The 13,823-nt window shown below is 64.1% G+C and carries 13 protein-coding genes; 4 read left to right on the forward strand and 9 right to left on the reverse strand.

The genetic code is table 11. The features are described 5' to 3' along the window. Window positions 1–10: 10 nt before the first annotated feature. The 8 genes from NKJ67_RS02265 to NKJ67_RS02300 all read right to left on the reverse strand — a co-directional run bounded on the left by NKJ67_RS02265 (window position 11) and on the right by NKJ67_RS02300 (window position 6,813). On the reverse strand, window positions 11–418 hold the full coding sequence (locus tag NKJ67_RS02265; RefSeq protein WP_127267349.1) for a type II toxin-antitoxin system VapC family toxin: 408 nt from the start codon (window positions 416–418) through the stop codon (window positions 11–13). Then, window positions 415–648 carry an AbrB/MazE/SpoVT family DNA-binding domain-containing protein gene (locus NKJ67_RS02270; RefSeq protein ID WP_127267350.1) on the reverse strand — a complete coding sequence of 78 codons (234 nt, stop codon included), beginning with the start codon at window positions 646–648 and terminating at the stop codon, window positions 415–417. The genes NKJ67_RS02265 and NKJ67_RS02270 overlap by 4 nt, the downstream gene beginning before the upstream one ends. 100 nt (window positions 649–748) lie before the next feature. Beyond that, entirely contained in the window at window positions 749–1,495 is a 747-nt protein-coding gene (locus NKJ67_RS02275; protein WP_127320468.1) for an FAD-binding oxidoreductase, read from the reverse strand. Beyond that, complete coding sequence (locus NKJ67_RS02280) at window positions 1,492–2,103, reverse strand: sulfite oxidase-like oxidoreductase (RefSeq protein WP_127267352.1); 612 nt, start codon at window positions 2,101–2,103, stop codon at window positions 1,492–1,494. Before NKJ67_RS02280 ends, NKJ67_RS02275 begins: the two co-directional genes overlap by 4 nt. A 150-nt stretch (window positions 2,104–2,253) precedes the next feature. After that, on the reverse strand, window positions 2,254–3,774 hold the full coding sequence (locus tag NKJ67_RS02285) for a DegQ family serine endoprotease (protein ID WP_352580281.1): 1,521 nt from the start codon (window positions 3,772–3,774) through the stop codon (window positions 2,254–2,256). 249 nt (window positions 3,775–4,023) lie between these two features. Continuing rightward, window positions 4,024–4,743, reverse strand: a complete 720-nt coding sequence (locus NKJ67_RS02290; RefSeq protein ID WP_256746750.1) for an MBL fold metallo-hydrolase — start codon at window positions 4,741–4,743, stop codon at window positions 4,024–4,026. A gap of 35 nt (window positions 4,744–4,778) precedes the next feature. Continuing rightward, window positions 4,779–5,945: a diphosphate--fructose-6-phosphate 1-phosphotransferase gene (locus NKJ67_RS02295; protein ID WP_127270203.1), complete on the reverse strand. Its 1,167-nt coding sequence runs from the start codon at window positions 5,943–5,945 to the stop codon at window positions 4,779–4,781. Window positions 5,946–6,045: 100 nt separating this feature from the next. Next, complete coding sequence (locus NKJ67_RS02300) at window positions 6,046–6,813, reverse strand: L,D-transpeptidase (protein WP_352580283.1); 768 nt, start codon at window positions 6,811–6,813, stop codon at window positions 6,046–6,048. A gap of 238 nt (window positions 6,814–7,051) precedes the next feature. On the opposite strand from NKJ67_RS02300, the gene NKJ67_RS02305 reads away from it, so the two are divergent. Both NKJ67_RS02305 and NKJ67_RS02310 read left to right on the forward strand, forming a co-directional pair. Next, entirely contained in the window at window positions 7,052–7,174 is a 123-nt protein-coding gene (locus tag NKJ67_RS02305; RefSeq protein ID WP_127270199.1) for a hypothetical protein, read from the forward strand. Window positions 7,175–7,270: 96 nt separating this feature from the next. Next, window positions 7,271–7,894, forward strand: a complete 624-nt coding sequence (locus NKJ67_RS02310; RefSeq protein WP_352440485.1) for a LysE family translocator — start codon at window positions 7,271–7,273, stop codon at window positions 7,892–7,894. 52 nt (window positions 7,895–7,946) lie between these two features. Here NKJ67_RS02310 and NKJ67_RS02315 read toward each other — a convergent pair whose 3' ends face one another. Next, entirely contained in the window at window positions 7,947–10,736 is a 2,790-nt protein-coding gene (locus tag NKJ67_RS02315; RefSeq protein WP_352580284.1) for an autotransporter family protein, read from the reverse strand. A gap of 225 nt (window positions 10,737–10,961) precedes the next feature. On the opposite strand from NKJ67_RS02315, the gene NKJ67_RS02320 reads away from it, so the two are divergent. Both NKJ67_RS02320 and xylB read left to right on the forward strand, forming a co-directional pair. Continuing rightward, window positions 10,962–12,284, forward strand: coding sequence for a tetratricopeptide repeat protein (locus NKJ67_RS02320; protein WP_127270193.1), 1,323 nt, complete (start codon window positions 10,962–10,964; stop codon window positions 12,282–12,284). A gap of 82 nt (window positions 12,285–12,366) precedes the next feature. Further along, entirely contained in the window at window positions 12,367–13,821 is a 1,455-nt protein-coding gene (xylB, locus tag NKJ67_RS02325) for a xylulokinase (RefSeq protein ID WP_352580285.1), read from the forward strand. Window positions 13,822–13,823 lie beyond the last annotated feature (2 nt).

Here is a 13,823-nt window from a genome sequence, read left to right on the forward strand (position 1 = left end):
CACCCGGCAGCTATAAGGCGTCGGGAGTGATCAGCCTCAAGGATGGGAAATAGGTCTGGTAGCGGCCGACATCACGGGTCAGAAGCGGAAGCTTGGTGACGGCGGCATGTGCGCCGATGAAGAAGTCAGGCAAGACGCCGGTCCTCGATCCTCCTGATCGGCGGTATTGCGTGAATACCTTTCCAGCAAGGAAAAGGGCGGCTCTTGGCATCGGAGCCATTTCGAGACCAGCCGCATCCAGAAATGCCTCAAGATCCTCGATTCTGATGTAGCGAACGGCAAGTTCTGCATAGACCGCATCATTGATCAACAATGGCCCATCGAGGCTTGCCGCCTCGAGTTGCGCGATCGACCAGCCCGCCCAATTGGGATCGTCCGTAACAAGGTCGAGCAGAACGTTGGTGTCGACGAACGTCACGCTCCGCCACGCGTCAGCGCCATGATAGCCTCGGTCGTGAGCCCCTCGCCGGCATGGCCGCGCAGATTGGCGAAGCGGCTCGCAGGCGGCTTTCTGTCAACCCGAGCCAACACCACGCTGCCATCGGCGGCGCGCCGGAAATCGACTCTGCTGCCCGGGACGATCCCCAGGAGGTCGCGGACGGGTTTGGGAATGGTCACTTGTCCCTTTGCCGTGACGGTGGTGGCCATCTTCACTCCTTGGTAATACCATATTCCGACAAGGTATTACCTCATCGGTCGATTTTCAAGGCTTGAAGCATCGTGTCTCGACCGAACCGCCAGAGTCCGTTCAAACTCCGTAGCGTTCGGTGCGAATGATTTCCGCTGCAACGCCGGCATCGATCAGCGCTTGGGCGGCCGCGGAAACGAAGGCGTTGGAGCCGCAGACGAAGGCGATGCCAGGCGGCTCCGGCAGCCGCGTCATGGCTTGAACCATCATCGCGACGTCTACCCGCCGCGCATAGTCGGCTGGACGGCGTGCGGCTTCGCGCGTCAGTGTCAGCATCAGGTCGAAGCCGTCCTGGCGTTCGTCGAGGGCGATCAACTCGTGACGAAAGATCACTTCGTCCCAGACCCGGACCGAAAAGACCAGGACGACGGGCACCGCTGAATTACGCGCGGCGCGGTGGCGGAGCATCGACATCAAGGGCACGACGCCCGAACCGCCGCCGACCAGAACAAGCGGTCCACTCTCATCCTCCGGCCAGACGAAATGCCCGCCAAGCGGCCCGCGCAGTTCGATTTCATCGCCCACTGCCGCGACCTCGTGGAAGAAGGGCGAGACCTCGCCATCGTCGAGTTTTTCGATCGCCAGTTCGATTGCGCCGCTCGTTTCGGGCGCGGAGGCGATGGAATAGGAGCGGCGCGCCTGATAGCCGTCCGGCGCCGTCAGCCTGACGTCGACATGCTGCCCGGCGCGATAGGCGAAGGGCCGAGACGGCTGGAAAAAGAAGCTGGTGACACGCGGCGTGCGCTTTTCGATGCGGACGATGCCGGCTGTTTGCCAGGGCGACTGCACTGCCGCCGCATCGCTCATGGATCGTCCGTGTAGCGCTGCTCGCGCCATGGGTCGCCATAGATATGGTAGCCACGCAATTCCCAGAAACCGGGCTCGTCTCGCGTGGTGAATTGCAGGCCGTTCAACCATTTGGCCGACTTCCAGAAATAAAGATGCGGCACCAGCAGCCTTGCCGGGCCGCCATGGTCCGGTGTGATCGGCTTGCCTTCGTAGAGCAGCGCCACCATGGCCTTGCCGGCGGTGAGGTCCTTGACCGGCACGTTGGTGGTGTAGCCGTCGAACGCGTGCGCCAGCGTGAAGCCGGTCGGCGGCTCCACACCCGCATCGGCAAGGATATCGTCGACCAGCACGCCCTGCCACGGCGTGTCGAACTTGGTCCATGCTGTCACGCAATGGATATCGCGTGTCATCTTGGTCATCGGCAGCGCGTTGAACTCGGTCCAGTTCCATTTCTTGATCGGGCGTGGCCCATGTTTCAGCGTGAAAGACCAATCCTCGGTACGCACGCGCGGCGTCGGACCGGCCGACAGCACCGGGAAACCCTGTTCCAGATACTGGCCTGGCGGGATGCGGGCATCGCCATCGGCTGGCGGGCGCCGTCCTGAAGAGAAACCTCGGGTGACCATAGCGGCAATCCCCATGCAATCAGGCCACTATCGGCCTGACGCAATGTTCTCGAAGATGCCGTGACGGGCAACCGAAATCTTGACGGGCGGAGACCGGCGGGATCGTCACCGATGGACCTGCCGCTCCCATGTTCACGTCAACGCCATTTCTCAGCCATTGGCAAAAGGCACCGCGATGTACATTTGAGCGTCGCCACGCTCGATCAGCAACAGCACCGATTTCCTGCCGGACTTGCCGGCCAAGGCGATCGCCTGGGTTACCTGCCTGGCGTTCTTGACCGGCACCTGATTGACGGCAACGATGATGTCGCCGGCCTGTATTCCGGAAGCGGCGGCCGCTTTGTCGGGGTTGACGCTGGCAACCACCGCGCCGTGCTGCTTGCCGGCTAGGTTCATCTGCTGGCGAATGTCGGGCGTTATATCCATCAAGCCGAGCCCTATCGCCGGAGCGCGCCCGGCGCTCGGCGCGTCGGACCCGTCGTCCAGCGACGCGGTCTTCGCATCGGCGCTGTTCTGGCCGACATCGACGGAAATCCGCATCGGCTTGCCCTTGCGCCAGACATCCGCCGTTTCCCTGGCGCCCGGCGCGACATCGGCGACCGCCCGCGACAGGTCCTTGGGGTCCTTCACGTCCTGCCCGGCAAAGCTGGTGATGACGTCACCCGTCTCGATGCCGGCGTTGGCCGCCGGCGAACCATCGTTGACCTCTGAGACCAGTGCGCCGCCGGAATGGTCGAGCCCGATGGCGCTCGCGACATCCGGTGTCACCTCCTGGATCTGTACGCCGAGATAGCCGTACTGGATGGAGCCGCCCTTCATCAACTTGGCGACCACCTTCTGGGCCTGATCCGATGGAATGGCAAAGCCGACACCGACGCTGCCGCCATTGGGTGAATAGATTGCCGTGTTGATGCCGACGACATTGCCGGCGACATCCACCAGCGGGCCGCCGGAATTGCCGTGGTTGATCGGCGCGTCGATCTGGATGAAATCGTCGAACGGGCCACTATGCAGGTCACGGCCGCGCGCCGAGACGATACCTGCCGTGACGGTGGTGCCGATGCCGAACGGGTTGCCGAAGGCCAGCACCTGGTCGCCTGGCATGAGCTTGTCGGAATCACCCCATTTGACGGTCGGCAGGGGTTTGTCTGACTTGACCTTGAGTACGGCGAGATCGTTCTTGGCATCGCGGCCGATGAGCTTGGCCGGAAGTTCGGTGCCGTCGTCGAGCGTCACCTTGATCGAAGAAGCACCATCGATGACGTGGTTGTTGGTGACGACGGTGCCATCCGCGCCGACGATGAAGCCGGAACCCAGCGCCTCGGCGCGCTGCGGTTGCTGTTGCGGCGGCGTCTTCGGCGTCGGCATGCCCTGGTCACCGAAGAACTGGCGGAAATAATCATCGAAAGGCGAGCCGCCGTCGAAAGGAGAGGCATCGCTCATCGTTTCAGGCTGTGCCTTCATGACGGTGGTGACCGTCACCACCGCCGGCTTGTCGGCGGCAACGATGGGTGCGAACGAGCCATTGGGCGCGGTGATGCCGGCGACAGGTGTCTGGGTTGTCGGAATAGTGTTGCTCTCGCCTTGGGCGAAAGACATGACGAAGGGGGATATGATCAGCGCAGCGCCCAGCAAGGCCGCGACGCGATGCCTGCGAAGAATATCTGACATGGTCGTTTGTCCGGGCGAGAGTTGATCCAGCGCCGTGGCCTCTCCCGTGCGGGGAAATCGGTCATCGGCGTGTCGAGGTTCGCAATTGCCCGTCTCGCCTACATGGCAGCCAACCGGATCGACGGCCTTGCATCTAGGGCGCGGATTGGCCCGATTTAGGGTTTCCGGGCGACCTTACGAAGATTTAATATCCGCACGGCGGCAGGTTCGCAAAGTCGTCGGGCCGCACCTTGCCGTCTCGCTGGAGCCTCAGCCACCGGCGGTTCGCTCGAGATAGGCCGTGGCAATATCGCGCATGCGCTTGCCGTCGAAGCTCGGTCCGTGTCCACCATGACCGATGCGGATCGGCAGGTCGAGCAGGCGCTGCATCGTGCTGACATAGGCGGCTCCGTCGGAATCCGGCAGGTCGTCGATCAGCATGGCGTCGTAGATGGCATCGCCGCTGAAGAACAGGCCGTCGACCTCGTCGAACAGCGCGATCGAATCCGGTGAATGGCCCGGCAAATGCAGCACGCGAAATTGCCGGTCGCCAAGATCGACGACATCGCCCTCGTCCAGGGTTCGCGTCAACGGCGCGGGCGGGATCCTGTAGTCGGCCGACTTCCATCCAGGCGCCGGCGGTTTCGAGACGGCACCCTCGAGGTCATGAAACATGTAGGCGTAGGTCGCGGCCTCATCCATGGTCTCGAACCGAGCCGCGCTCATCCTTGGCCCGGCCCGCAACGGGAATTCATGCAGCGAGCCGACGTGGTCGAGATGGATGTGGGTGGCAACGACCAGCAGCGGCTTGCCCTCCGCCGTCTCGATCTGCGGCGCCAGCGGACAGATGCCCATGCCGGTGTCGACGAGCAGGTCGGCATCGCGACCGCGCAGATGCCAGATATTGGCCCGAACATAGGCATGGACGAAGGGCTCGGTCAGCATCGTCGTCTTGTCGTCGACGACGCTCCTGCTGAACCAGTCGGGCATCACCTGTGAGCCGGGCATCAAGTGTGAGCCCGGCATCAGACGAAGGGCTTCCCGACCTTGTACTTTTCCGGCACCAGCCGCTTGAGATAGGCCATGCCGGCATCCGACAGCTGATTGACATCGGGCTTCATGAAATCGTCCGGCATGTGGCGTGTCTTGCCGGCGACGTTCTTGAGCGGCACTTTCTTCAGCACCGTTCTGGTGCCGTCATATTGCAGGGCCACCGAGCCGCCGCCCTGTTCGGCGACGGTGACGGCGAAAGCGCCGGCATCGAACGCCTCCTGCGCGTCGACCGCGCTGATGGCGCCGATATAGCCGCGCGGCATGTAGCCGAGCGCATCGACGCGGGCCCGCTTGCCCGGCAGGCCTTCCGCCAACGCGCGCTCGAGTGCGGCCGGCAGGTCGCTGCCCGACAGCTTGACGTTGCCGTGCGCGTCGCGCTCAAGCTGGTCCGGCGGCACCAGGCTTTCGACCAGTGCCTTGCCGTCGGCGGTGCTGACCCCTTCCGAAACGGCGACGATGCAGCGCTTGTGGCGATCGAGCGTGGCGCGGACGTCGTCGATGAAGCCGGCGGCCGAGAATGGGCGCTCGGGCACGTAGACGAGGTGCGGGCCGCTGTCGGGGTCGAGCTGCCAGGCAGCGGCAGCCGCGGTCAGGAAGCCGGCATGCCGGCCCATGACGATGCCGACATAGATGCCGGGCAGCGCACGAAAATCGAGATCGACGGACAGGAAGGCGCCGGCGACGAACTCGGCCGCCGAAATGAAGCCCGGCGTGTGGTCGTTTTCCTCGAGATCATTGTCGATGGTTTTTGGCGCATGGACGAAGGCAATTGAGCCGCCGGCGGCATCGGTCAGGATCTGCTGGGTACCCGACGTGTCGTTGCCGCCGATATAGATGAAGGCGTCGGCGCCGGCCTTCTTCAGGCCGTTGAGGATGACATCGCAATAGGCGGCGTCGGGCTTGTCGCGGGTCGAGCCGAGGGCGGCGCTCGGCGTGCCGGCAATCAGCCGCAGCCGGTCCTCGGGGATGGCGGAAAGGTCGACATAATTGCCGTCACGGATGCCACGCACGCCATGGATTGAGCCCAGCACCTTGGCACCTGGATGCCGCTTGCGGATCTCCAGTGTCGCCCCGACAACCGTCTGGTTGATGACGGCGGTTGGGCCGCCGCCCTGCGCGATGACAAACGTTCCAGCCATGCTTGATTTCTCCCGGCGCGATGGTTTTCAAGGCACCTTGGCCTGTCTTGCCGCATCGCGCAACGGGAGTTTCGAGCGGCGCCAACACGCCGCATAAGCGTCAGACGACGACGACCGGATTTTTCTTGGAGACGCGGCTGTAGAGGTCGATGATGTCCTGGTTGATCAGGCGCACGCAGCCCGACGACATCGCCTGGCCGATGCTCCACCATTCGGGCGAGCCGTGGATGCGATAGCCGGTGTCCTTGCCGTCCTGGTAGATGTAGAGGGCACGCGCGCCGAGCGGATTGGTGAGGCCGCCGGGCTGTCCGGCTTGCCATTTCACCAGTTCAGGCTTGCGGGCAATCATCTCCGGCGGCGGCGTCCAGGTCGGCCATTCCCTGCCGTACTGGATGTTGGCGCGACCCGACCAGCGGAAGCCATCCTTGCCGATGCCGACGCCGTAGCGAATGGCGTCGCCACCCGGCTGGACGAGATAGAGCATGCGCTCCTTGAGATGGACGACGATGGTGCCGGGCGCCTCGCCTGTCGTGTCGACGACGATCTGGCGGCGGAATTCCGGCTTGACCTTCAGATATGGCACTTCCGGCACGTTGAAGCCGCCGTCGGTCAGCCCGGCATACATGACGCCGGGGCTGGTGATGTTCTTGTCGACGCTGATGCTTGGCCGGATCGGCCGCACGGAACCCGTGGTGACGTCGTCGAGCTCGAGCGCCGGCAGACCCAAGCCCGAGGTCGAGCAACCGGCGGCGCTCAGCAGCGCGAGCGCCCCTGCCCCGGACAGGATGGCGCGGCGGGAAAGATGATGATCGGTTTCGATTGCGTCGCCATTTCCCGGCGGCGTCAGACCTTGCGGCAACTCACGCATATACCCAGACCCTACGCTGTCGGCGGGAAGCACGGTCCGGCCGGATAGCGGGCATTTTCATCATTCATGGTTGATAAAGCGTGAAGACATTGCACAGCCTGCATTTGCGCATGGCCTTGACGATGTCCGACCTTCTTGCCTGGGCTTGAACGAAGGCTGCTGCACAAAGAGACCTCGGTCGGGTCATATTCCCGGCGCCGGCGTTTCCTACTCCTCAAACCATCAGCGAGGGGCCTCCATGTGCAAGATCTTAAAAACCGACATCAAGCTTTTTGCCGCTGCCATTGTCGCGGCGGCAACCGTTCTCGGTGCCAATGTCAGCCTGGCCGATATCGTGAGCACGCTGAGCGGCGCGAACTGACACCGATCTGCCGCTGGCGCAGTCAGGGAAATCGCCTCTTTACATTCTCCTGGGCCTAAGGATTTATCCTCTTCTTTAAGCTCAAGGGAGACGATCATGTCCTTCGAAAACTGGGCCGCCTTCGCCGCCGCGTCGACGATCCTCCTCATCATTCCGGGTCCGACCATCCTTCTCGTCGTGTCCTACGCGCTGGGCCAGGGCTGGCGTACCGCTCTGCCGATGGCAATCGGCGTGGCGCTGGGCGACTTCACCGCGATGACCTTGTCGATGCTGGGTATCGGCGCGCTGCTGGCAGCTTCGGCGACCGTCTTCACCATCCTGAAGCTGATCGGCGCCGGCTATCTGATCTATCTCGGCGTGAAACTGTTTCGCGCCGGCGGCGCGCTGAAAGCCGAACCGCGCACCGACGCGGTCTCCTCGGCCAAGATGATGGCGCACGCCTGGCTGGTCACCGCGCTCAACCCGAAAAGCATCACCTTCTTCGTCGCCTTTCTGCCGCAGTTCCTCGACCGGCACGCCGATTTCTGGACGCAGATGCTGATCTTCGAGACGACCTTCCTGGCGCTCGCCTTCGCCAATGCCTTTGGCTATGCGCTGATCGCCTCACGCGCACGCAACGTGGTGCGCAATCCCAAGGCGATCCGCATCTTCAACCGCACCGGCGGCACGCTGCTGGTCGGCGCCGGCATCGCCACGGTGGCGATGCGCTCCAGCAATTAGGCTCTCTGTCTGACCATGACCCCGAAACTGTTTTTCGGGATCATGGCCAGCCTTACCATTTGACGCTGAACCCCAGATTGCCTTCGAGGATCCGACGCTCGTCGCCGCCGAGATTGGTGGTGTAGTCGCCGGTGGCGAAGATGCTGACCTTGTCCGTCACCTTGGCGATCACACCGCCGCCGAACTCGAACGAGGTCGATCTGCCCCCGGTGGAGATATCGGTGGTGTCGAAATTGACATGGCTCGTGCCGCCGAAATCGTGCCAGATGTTGGCCTTGAGGTACGGCTGCAGCGCCATGCCATTGATCGTTGTTTCGCCTTGCAGCCGTGCGCCGAGCCGGCCGGTCACGTTGCCGTCGGTATCAAAGGAAACCGAAGCAAAGCGGTCCGATGCATCGTCGAGCGACAGTTGCTGCCAGACCAGTTGCGCCTGCGGTTCAAGCGTCCAGCCTTGCCCCAGCGCGATGGGATAGCCGCCTTCCAGCGAAGCGGTGACACCGGTCCCGCCGACGTCGATGCCGATGCCGCGCGACGATGTTGCGTCTCCGCCGAAGAAGGTGGCCATGAGGACGCCGTCCAGGTACCAGCCACCCTGACCGATCCGGGTCCAGTAGCCGCCGACGCTGGTGCCGTTGATATCCATGCTGCCGACGGACAGATTGTCCCAGCCCAGCGCCTGGCCGCGCACGTCGCCATTCATGCTGGCATAGGCGACGAACAGGCCGGCGCGATCGGTCTGGCCCGACGCGGTTTCGCGGCCGAACAGATCGAAGCCCGCCTGGAGGCCGAACAGGGTGCCGTCGAAGGACGGCGATACCGTTCCTGAATACGCCATCTTGCTGTCCTGACCGAAGATGCGGCCCCAGACCGGCGACAGCTCGGTGTTCGACAACAGGCTCTGCTCGCCGCGCCGTTCGTGGAAGGTGCCGAGCGTCGTCATCGCCAGATGTTCGGCGACCGGGGGCAAGGCGGAATAGACCGGAACCTCGATGCGATAGAGCAGGATCTCCTCGCCCGCCGCCGGTGTCGGCAGGTCAGGCACATCCGTTGGCACCACCGGTGGCGGCGGGGGCGGATCCGCAACTGGTGCCGGCGGTGGTGCCGGCGGCGGCTCGGGCTCCGGATCGGCGGCCTGCACCGGCGGTGTCGGATCGACCGGCGGGTTGTTGATGTCGCCCTCGGTCGGAGGCGGCGTCGGCGGCAGCTCGGAAGGCGGCGGCGGCGGCGGTTCGGCCGCCGGCGGCTCTGGTTCCGGCGGCGCAGTAGGTTCCAGCGCCGGCGGGGCGGCGGCCGGAGGGGCCGGCGTGTTCAGCGTCGAGCGCAGGTACCAGTTCTCCTCGCTGCCGGCGCTGACGCCGCCCTTGAACAGATAATATTCAAAGGCACCGGCGGCGACCGGGGCGTCGAGCGCGAATGTCGTGGCGCCCGAGGTGGCGCCGTTGATTGCCTGGACGACCATGATGCCGTCCTGCGTGGTCGCAGCCCCCGCGCCGCCGAGATTGACCACGGAGATCCCGGTCGAACCGGAAGCCGTTCCGCTCGACAGGACCAACTTGTCGGATGCGGAGGAATCGTCACCGAGCTCGGTCTGGATAAGCAGCAGGCCACCCAGGCCGACATAGTTGCCCGAAATCGTCAGGCTGTCGGTGGCACCGGTGCTGCCATTGGTCAGGTCGATGCGGCCGGCATTGGTGACCTGCGCCAGCTGGCCCGCCGTAAAGGCCTGGATCGCCGTGTTGAAGCCGCCGCCATAAAGCGTGCTCGCGGCATCGACACTGAGCGAACCTGTGCCGGTGCCGCTATCGCCGAGCACCAGATTGCTGTCCATCGTCAGCTCGGTGTCGTTGGTGGCGTCGATGCTCTCCCAGTTCTGGAGCCGGCTGACCCCATCCAGTTTGACGTTGTCCAGTGTCAGCGCGTCGGTACCGAGGCCGCCTGATATGGCATCCGTGGCACCGAGATTGGCGTTGGTGAGGTTGCTGAGCCTGGCGGTGTCGTTGTCGCCGCCGAGATCGACGGCGCCATAGATGATGCCGCCACCGTTCCAGACGAAATCGTCGGCGCCAAAACTCATCAGTATATCGCCACCGACCGTGCCCCCGGTGATCGTGACACTGTCATTGCCGCCGCTGACGCTGATGTTGCCGCCGATGGTGCCGCCCGACAGGATGATCGTGTCCTTGTCGAAGCCGGTGACGAGGTTGCGGTCGATGGTGCCGCCGGACATGTTGAAGTAATTCTGGTCGAGCTTCATGTTGACGCGGCCGATGCGGCCACCGGTCATCACGGCGCGGTCGCCATCGTCGAAGAAATCGACGATGCGTCCGCCGGTCATGGTGAAGGTGTCGAGGCCGTCGCCCTGGTTGAGCGAGCCGATCTGGCCGCCGCTCATGTTGAAGTCGTCGATGCCGGCGCCCTGCTGGACATTGCCGGCGACGGTCCCCGCGCCAATGGTGAAAAAATCCGTGCCGCCACCCTGATCGACGGTGCCGGTGATGGTGCCGGACTGCATGTCGATGCGGTCCGTGCCGACGCCAAAGCTGACATTGCCTGATATCTGCCCGGTGCCGCCGGCAGGAAAATTGAGCGTGTTGTCGCCATCGGCATCGGTGAGGCTGCCGCCAGAGTCGCCGCTATCGCAGGTGTAGACGGTGTTTCCAGCGGATGGACCCAGCACGCATGCGGCAAACGCGGCGGAGTTGGGCAGCAACGCAAAAGCTGTAGTTGAGAAGATGCTAATAAGCCACGGGTGTAGCGGCTGCGGCTTTCGCCGGAGCGAAGCAACTGCCACCTGAGCATCCCCCGAACGACTGTTCGGAGGCGAGTTCTTCATATGCCGCATCGCGTCCCCTCTCGATTCGCGATTCCAGCCCCCGCCAGCCGCCGTAATGAAGACACAATTCATTCGATTTTACAAAGCCTAATCTGCCCCGCATGGTTGCTAAACTGCAAAGACTACTGAAATGATCTGGCGTAGCGCGCGGTTGGCGTGTCCGTGGCCCATGCTTTAGGATCGGTTTGGGCCGAAGGATCGAGGCCCTGTCACGAATCGATGAAAGGACATCGCATGGCAACCAGGGACGTATTCGGCCTGGCGCTTTCGGGCGCGACGGCGGCGGGATCCACCCCCTACAGCCAGGCGGTGCGTGAACTGCAGTGCTTCATCGGCGACCCCGTAGCCTCCGTCGACCGCGCCATCGCGGAAGATCCCGGCTTCGTCATGGCGCATGTCTTCAAGGGCTATCTGTTCGGCCTCGCCACCGAGCGGGAGGCGACAGCGGTGGCCAAGGCTTGCCATGAGGCGTCACTGCCGCTTGCCGCGACCACGCGCGAGCGGGCGCATGTCACAGCCCTGGGTCATCTCGCCAACGGACGCTGGCATCAAGCCAGCCGCATTCTCGAGGACATCACCATCGAGACCCCGCGCGACGGGCTGGCGCTGCAGGTCGGCCACCAGATCGATTTCTTCACCGGCAATGCACGCATGCTGCGCGACCGCATCGCACGCGCCCTGCCGTCCTGGCAAAGCGGCATGCCCGGCTACCACGCCATGCTCGGCATGCACGCCTTCGGGCTGGAGGAAATGGGTGACTATGTCAGGGCCGAGCAGCTTGGCCGCGCGGCGGTCGACATCGAGCCGCGCGACGGCTGGGCGCAGCATGCCGTCGCCCATGTTATGGAGATGCAGAGCCGGCAAAGGGATGGCATCGCCTGGATGCAGGCCAACCCGGAAGCGTGGACAAGGGAGAGTTTCCTGCAGGTCCACAATTGGTGGCACCTGGCGCTGTTCCACTATGATCTCGGCGAGACCGACGCGGTGCTGGCCCTCTATGACGGCCCCATCTACAGCGTGCAATCGACGATGGCGCTCAACATGGTCGATGCCTCGGCAGTCCTGTGGCGGCTCGCCCTCGGCGGCGTCGATGTCGGCGACCGCTGGGCGGCGCTCGCCGCCAATTGGCATAAGGCCGGCGCCGGCAATTATGCCTTCAACGATGCCCACGCGATGATGGCCTTTGTCGGTGCAGGGTTAGATGCGCCGGCCCTCGCTTTGCTTGAGGCTCAGCGCGAGGCCATGCGTGGCAGCGACGACAATGCGGCTTTCACGCGGGATGTCGGCCATCCGCTGACGCTCGCCGTCAAGGCATTCGGTGAGGGCAATTACGCCGAGACCGTGCGCCTGATCCGGCCGATCCGATCGATCTCCCATCGCTTCGGCGGCAGCCACGCCCAGCGCGATGTTATCGACCTGACGCTGATCGAGGCAGCGTTGCGCGCCGGTGACGGTGCGCTGGCCAGGGCGCTCACGGCCGAGCGTTCGATGGCGCGGCCCGACAGTCCGCTGTCAGCGCTGTTTGTGCGACGCGCCGCCGATTTGTCGGAGAATTGACCCGAAGCGGATCTTGTTTTAAAAACTGGCCAAGCCAGATTTTTTCGAGACCCGAAAAAATTAACTGGCGTGGGAGGAAGACATGTATCTGGGCCTCGATCTCGGAACGTCGGGCGTCAAGGCGCTGCTGATCGATGCCGGGCAAACCGTCATCGGTTCCGGCCATGGTTCGCTTGATGTTTCACGGCCGCATCCCGGCTGGTCGGAACAGAATCCCGAGCACTGGATCCGGGCCTGCGAAGACGCAATTGCCGAGCTCAAATCCTCCCATCCGGATGAACTCGCGGCAGTCAAGGGCATTGGCCTGTCCGGGCAGATGCATGGCGCCACGCTGCTCGACGCCGCCGACAAGGTGCTGCGTCCCTGCATCCTGTGGAACGACACGCGCAGCCATGCCGAGGCGGCTGTGCTCGATGCCGATCCGCGCTTCCGCGCTCTGACCGGCAACATCGTCTTTCCCGGTTTCACCGCGCCGAAACTTGCCTGGGTGAAAAACAACGAACCCGCTCTCTTCGCCAAGGTCGCAAAAGTGCTGCTGCCCAAGGATTTCCTGCGGCTCTGGCTTTCGGGCGAACACATTTCGGAGATGTCGGATTCTGCCGGTACCTCCTGGCTCGATGTCGGCAACCGGCGCTGGAGTACGGACCTGCTCGCAGCGACGTCGCTCGACGAGGAGCAGATGCCGTCGCTGGTCGAGGGTACGCACAAGGCAGGCGTACTGCGCAGTGAATTGGCCTCGAAATGGGGCGTCCAGGCCGGCATTCCAATCGCCGGCGGCGCCGGCGACAATGCGGCCTCGGCCTGCGGCATGGGCACGGTCGGCGCCGGCCACGCTTTCGTCTCGCTCGGCACATCGGGCGTGCTGTTTGCCGCCAACGCTTCCTACCTGCCCAACCCGGCCAGCGCGGTTCACACCTTCTGCCACGCCCTGCCGAACACCTGGCACCAGATGGGTGTCATCCTGTCGGCGACGGATTCGCTCAACTGGCTGTCCGAGATCACCGGGAAGAGCGCCGGCGAATTGACCACTGAGCTCGGCGACACATTGAAGGCGCCGAGCGGCGTGTCCTTCCTGCCTTATCTCTCGGGCGAGCGCACACCCTACAATGATGCCGCCATTCGCGGCGCGTTCACCGGGCTGGCGCATGAATCGAGCCGTACCGTGCTGACCCAGGCCGTGCTGGAGGGTGTAGCCTTTGCCTTCCGCGACAGCCTCGAAGCCCTGGCCACGGCCGGCACGAGTTTGACGCGGGTGACGGCGATCGGCGGCGGCGCGCGCTCGCACTACTGGTTGAAGGCGATTGCCACCGCGCTTCAACTGCCTGTCGACATTCCCGCCGACGGCGATTTCGGCGCCGCCTTTGGCGCCGCGCGGCTCGGCCTGATCGCGGCGACGGGTGCCGATCCGCTTGAAATCTGTACGGCACCGAGGACGGATGCGACGATCGAACCGGACGCGGCGCTTGGCGGCGTCTATGCCGATGCCTATCAGCGCTACCGGGCGCTGTACCCGGCAATCAGGGCTGTAACCGCGTGAGT

Source organism: Mesorhizobium sp. M0088 (assembly GCF_040322895.1).
Taxonomy (GTDB): Bacteria; Pseudomonadota; Alphaproteobacteria; order Rhizobiales; family Rhizobiaceae; genus Mesorhizobium.

Bases quoted from the DNA above. Each gene is read 5' to 3' on its own strand.
- NKJ67_RS02270 (WP_127267350.1), bottom strand. From the start codon at position 648: ATGGCCACCACCGTCACGGCAAAGGGACAAGTGACCATTCCCAAACCC.
- NKJ67_RS02275 (WP_127320468.1), bottom strand. From the start codon at position 1,495: ATGAGCGATGCGGCGGCAGTGCAGTCGCCCTGGCAAACAGCCGGCATC.
- NKJ67_RS02280 (WP_127267352.1), bottom strand. From the start codon at position 2,103: ATGGTCACCCGAGGTTTCTCTTCAGGACGGCGCCCGCCAGCCGATGGC.
- NKJ67_RS02285 (WP_352580281.1), bottom strand. From the start codon at position 3,774: ATGTCAGATATTCTTCGCAGGCATCGCGTCGCGGCCTTGCTGGGCGCT.
- NKJ67_RS02290 (WP_256746750.1), bottom strand. From the start codon at position 4,743: ATGCCCGACTGGTTCAGCAGGAGCGTCGTCGACGACAAGACGACGATG.
- NKJ67_RS02295 (WP_127270203.1), bottom strand. From the start codon at position 5,945: ATGGCTGGAACGTTTGTCATCGCGCAGGGCGGCGGCCCAACCGCCGTC.
- NKJ67_RS02300 (WP_352580283.1), bottom strand. From the start codon at position 6,813: ATGCGTGAGTTGCCGCAAGGTCTGACGCCGCCGGGAAATGGCGACGCA.
- NKJ67_RS02305 (WP_127270199.1), top strand. From the start codon at position 7,052: ATGTGCAAGATCTTAAAAACCGACATCAAGCTTTTTGCCGCTGCCATT.
- NKJ67_RS02310 (WP_352440485.1), top strand. From the start codon at position 7,271: ATGTCCTTCGAAAACTGGGCCGCCTTCGCCGCCGCGTCGACGATCCTC.
- NKJ67_RS02315 (WP_352580284.1), bottom strand. From the start codon at position 10,736: ATGCGGCATATGAAGAACTCGCCTCCGAACAGTCGTTCGGGGGATGCT.
- NKJ67_RS02320 (WP_127270193.1), top strand. From the start codon at position 10,962: ATGGCAACCAGGGACGTATTCGGCCTGGCGCTTTCGGGCGCGACGGCG.
- xylB (WP_352580285.1), top strand. From the start codon at position 12,367: ATGTATCTGGGCCTCGATCTCGGAACGTCGGGCGTCAAGGCGCTGCTG.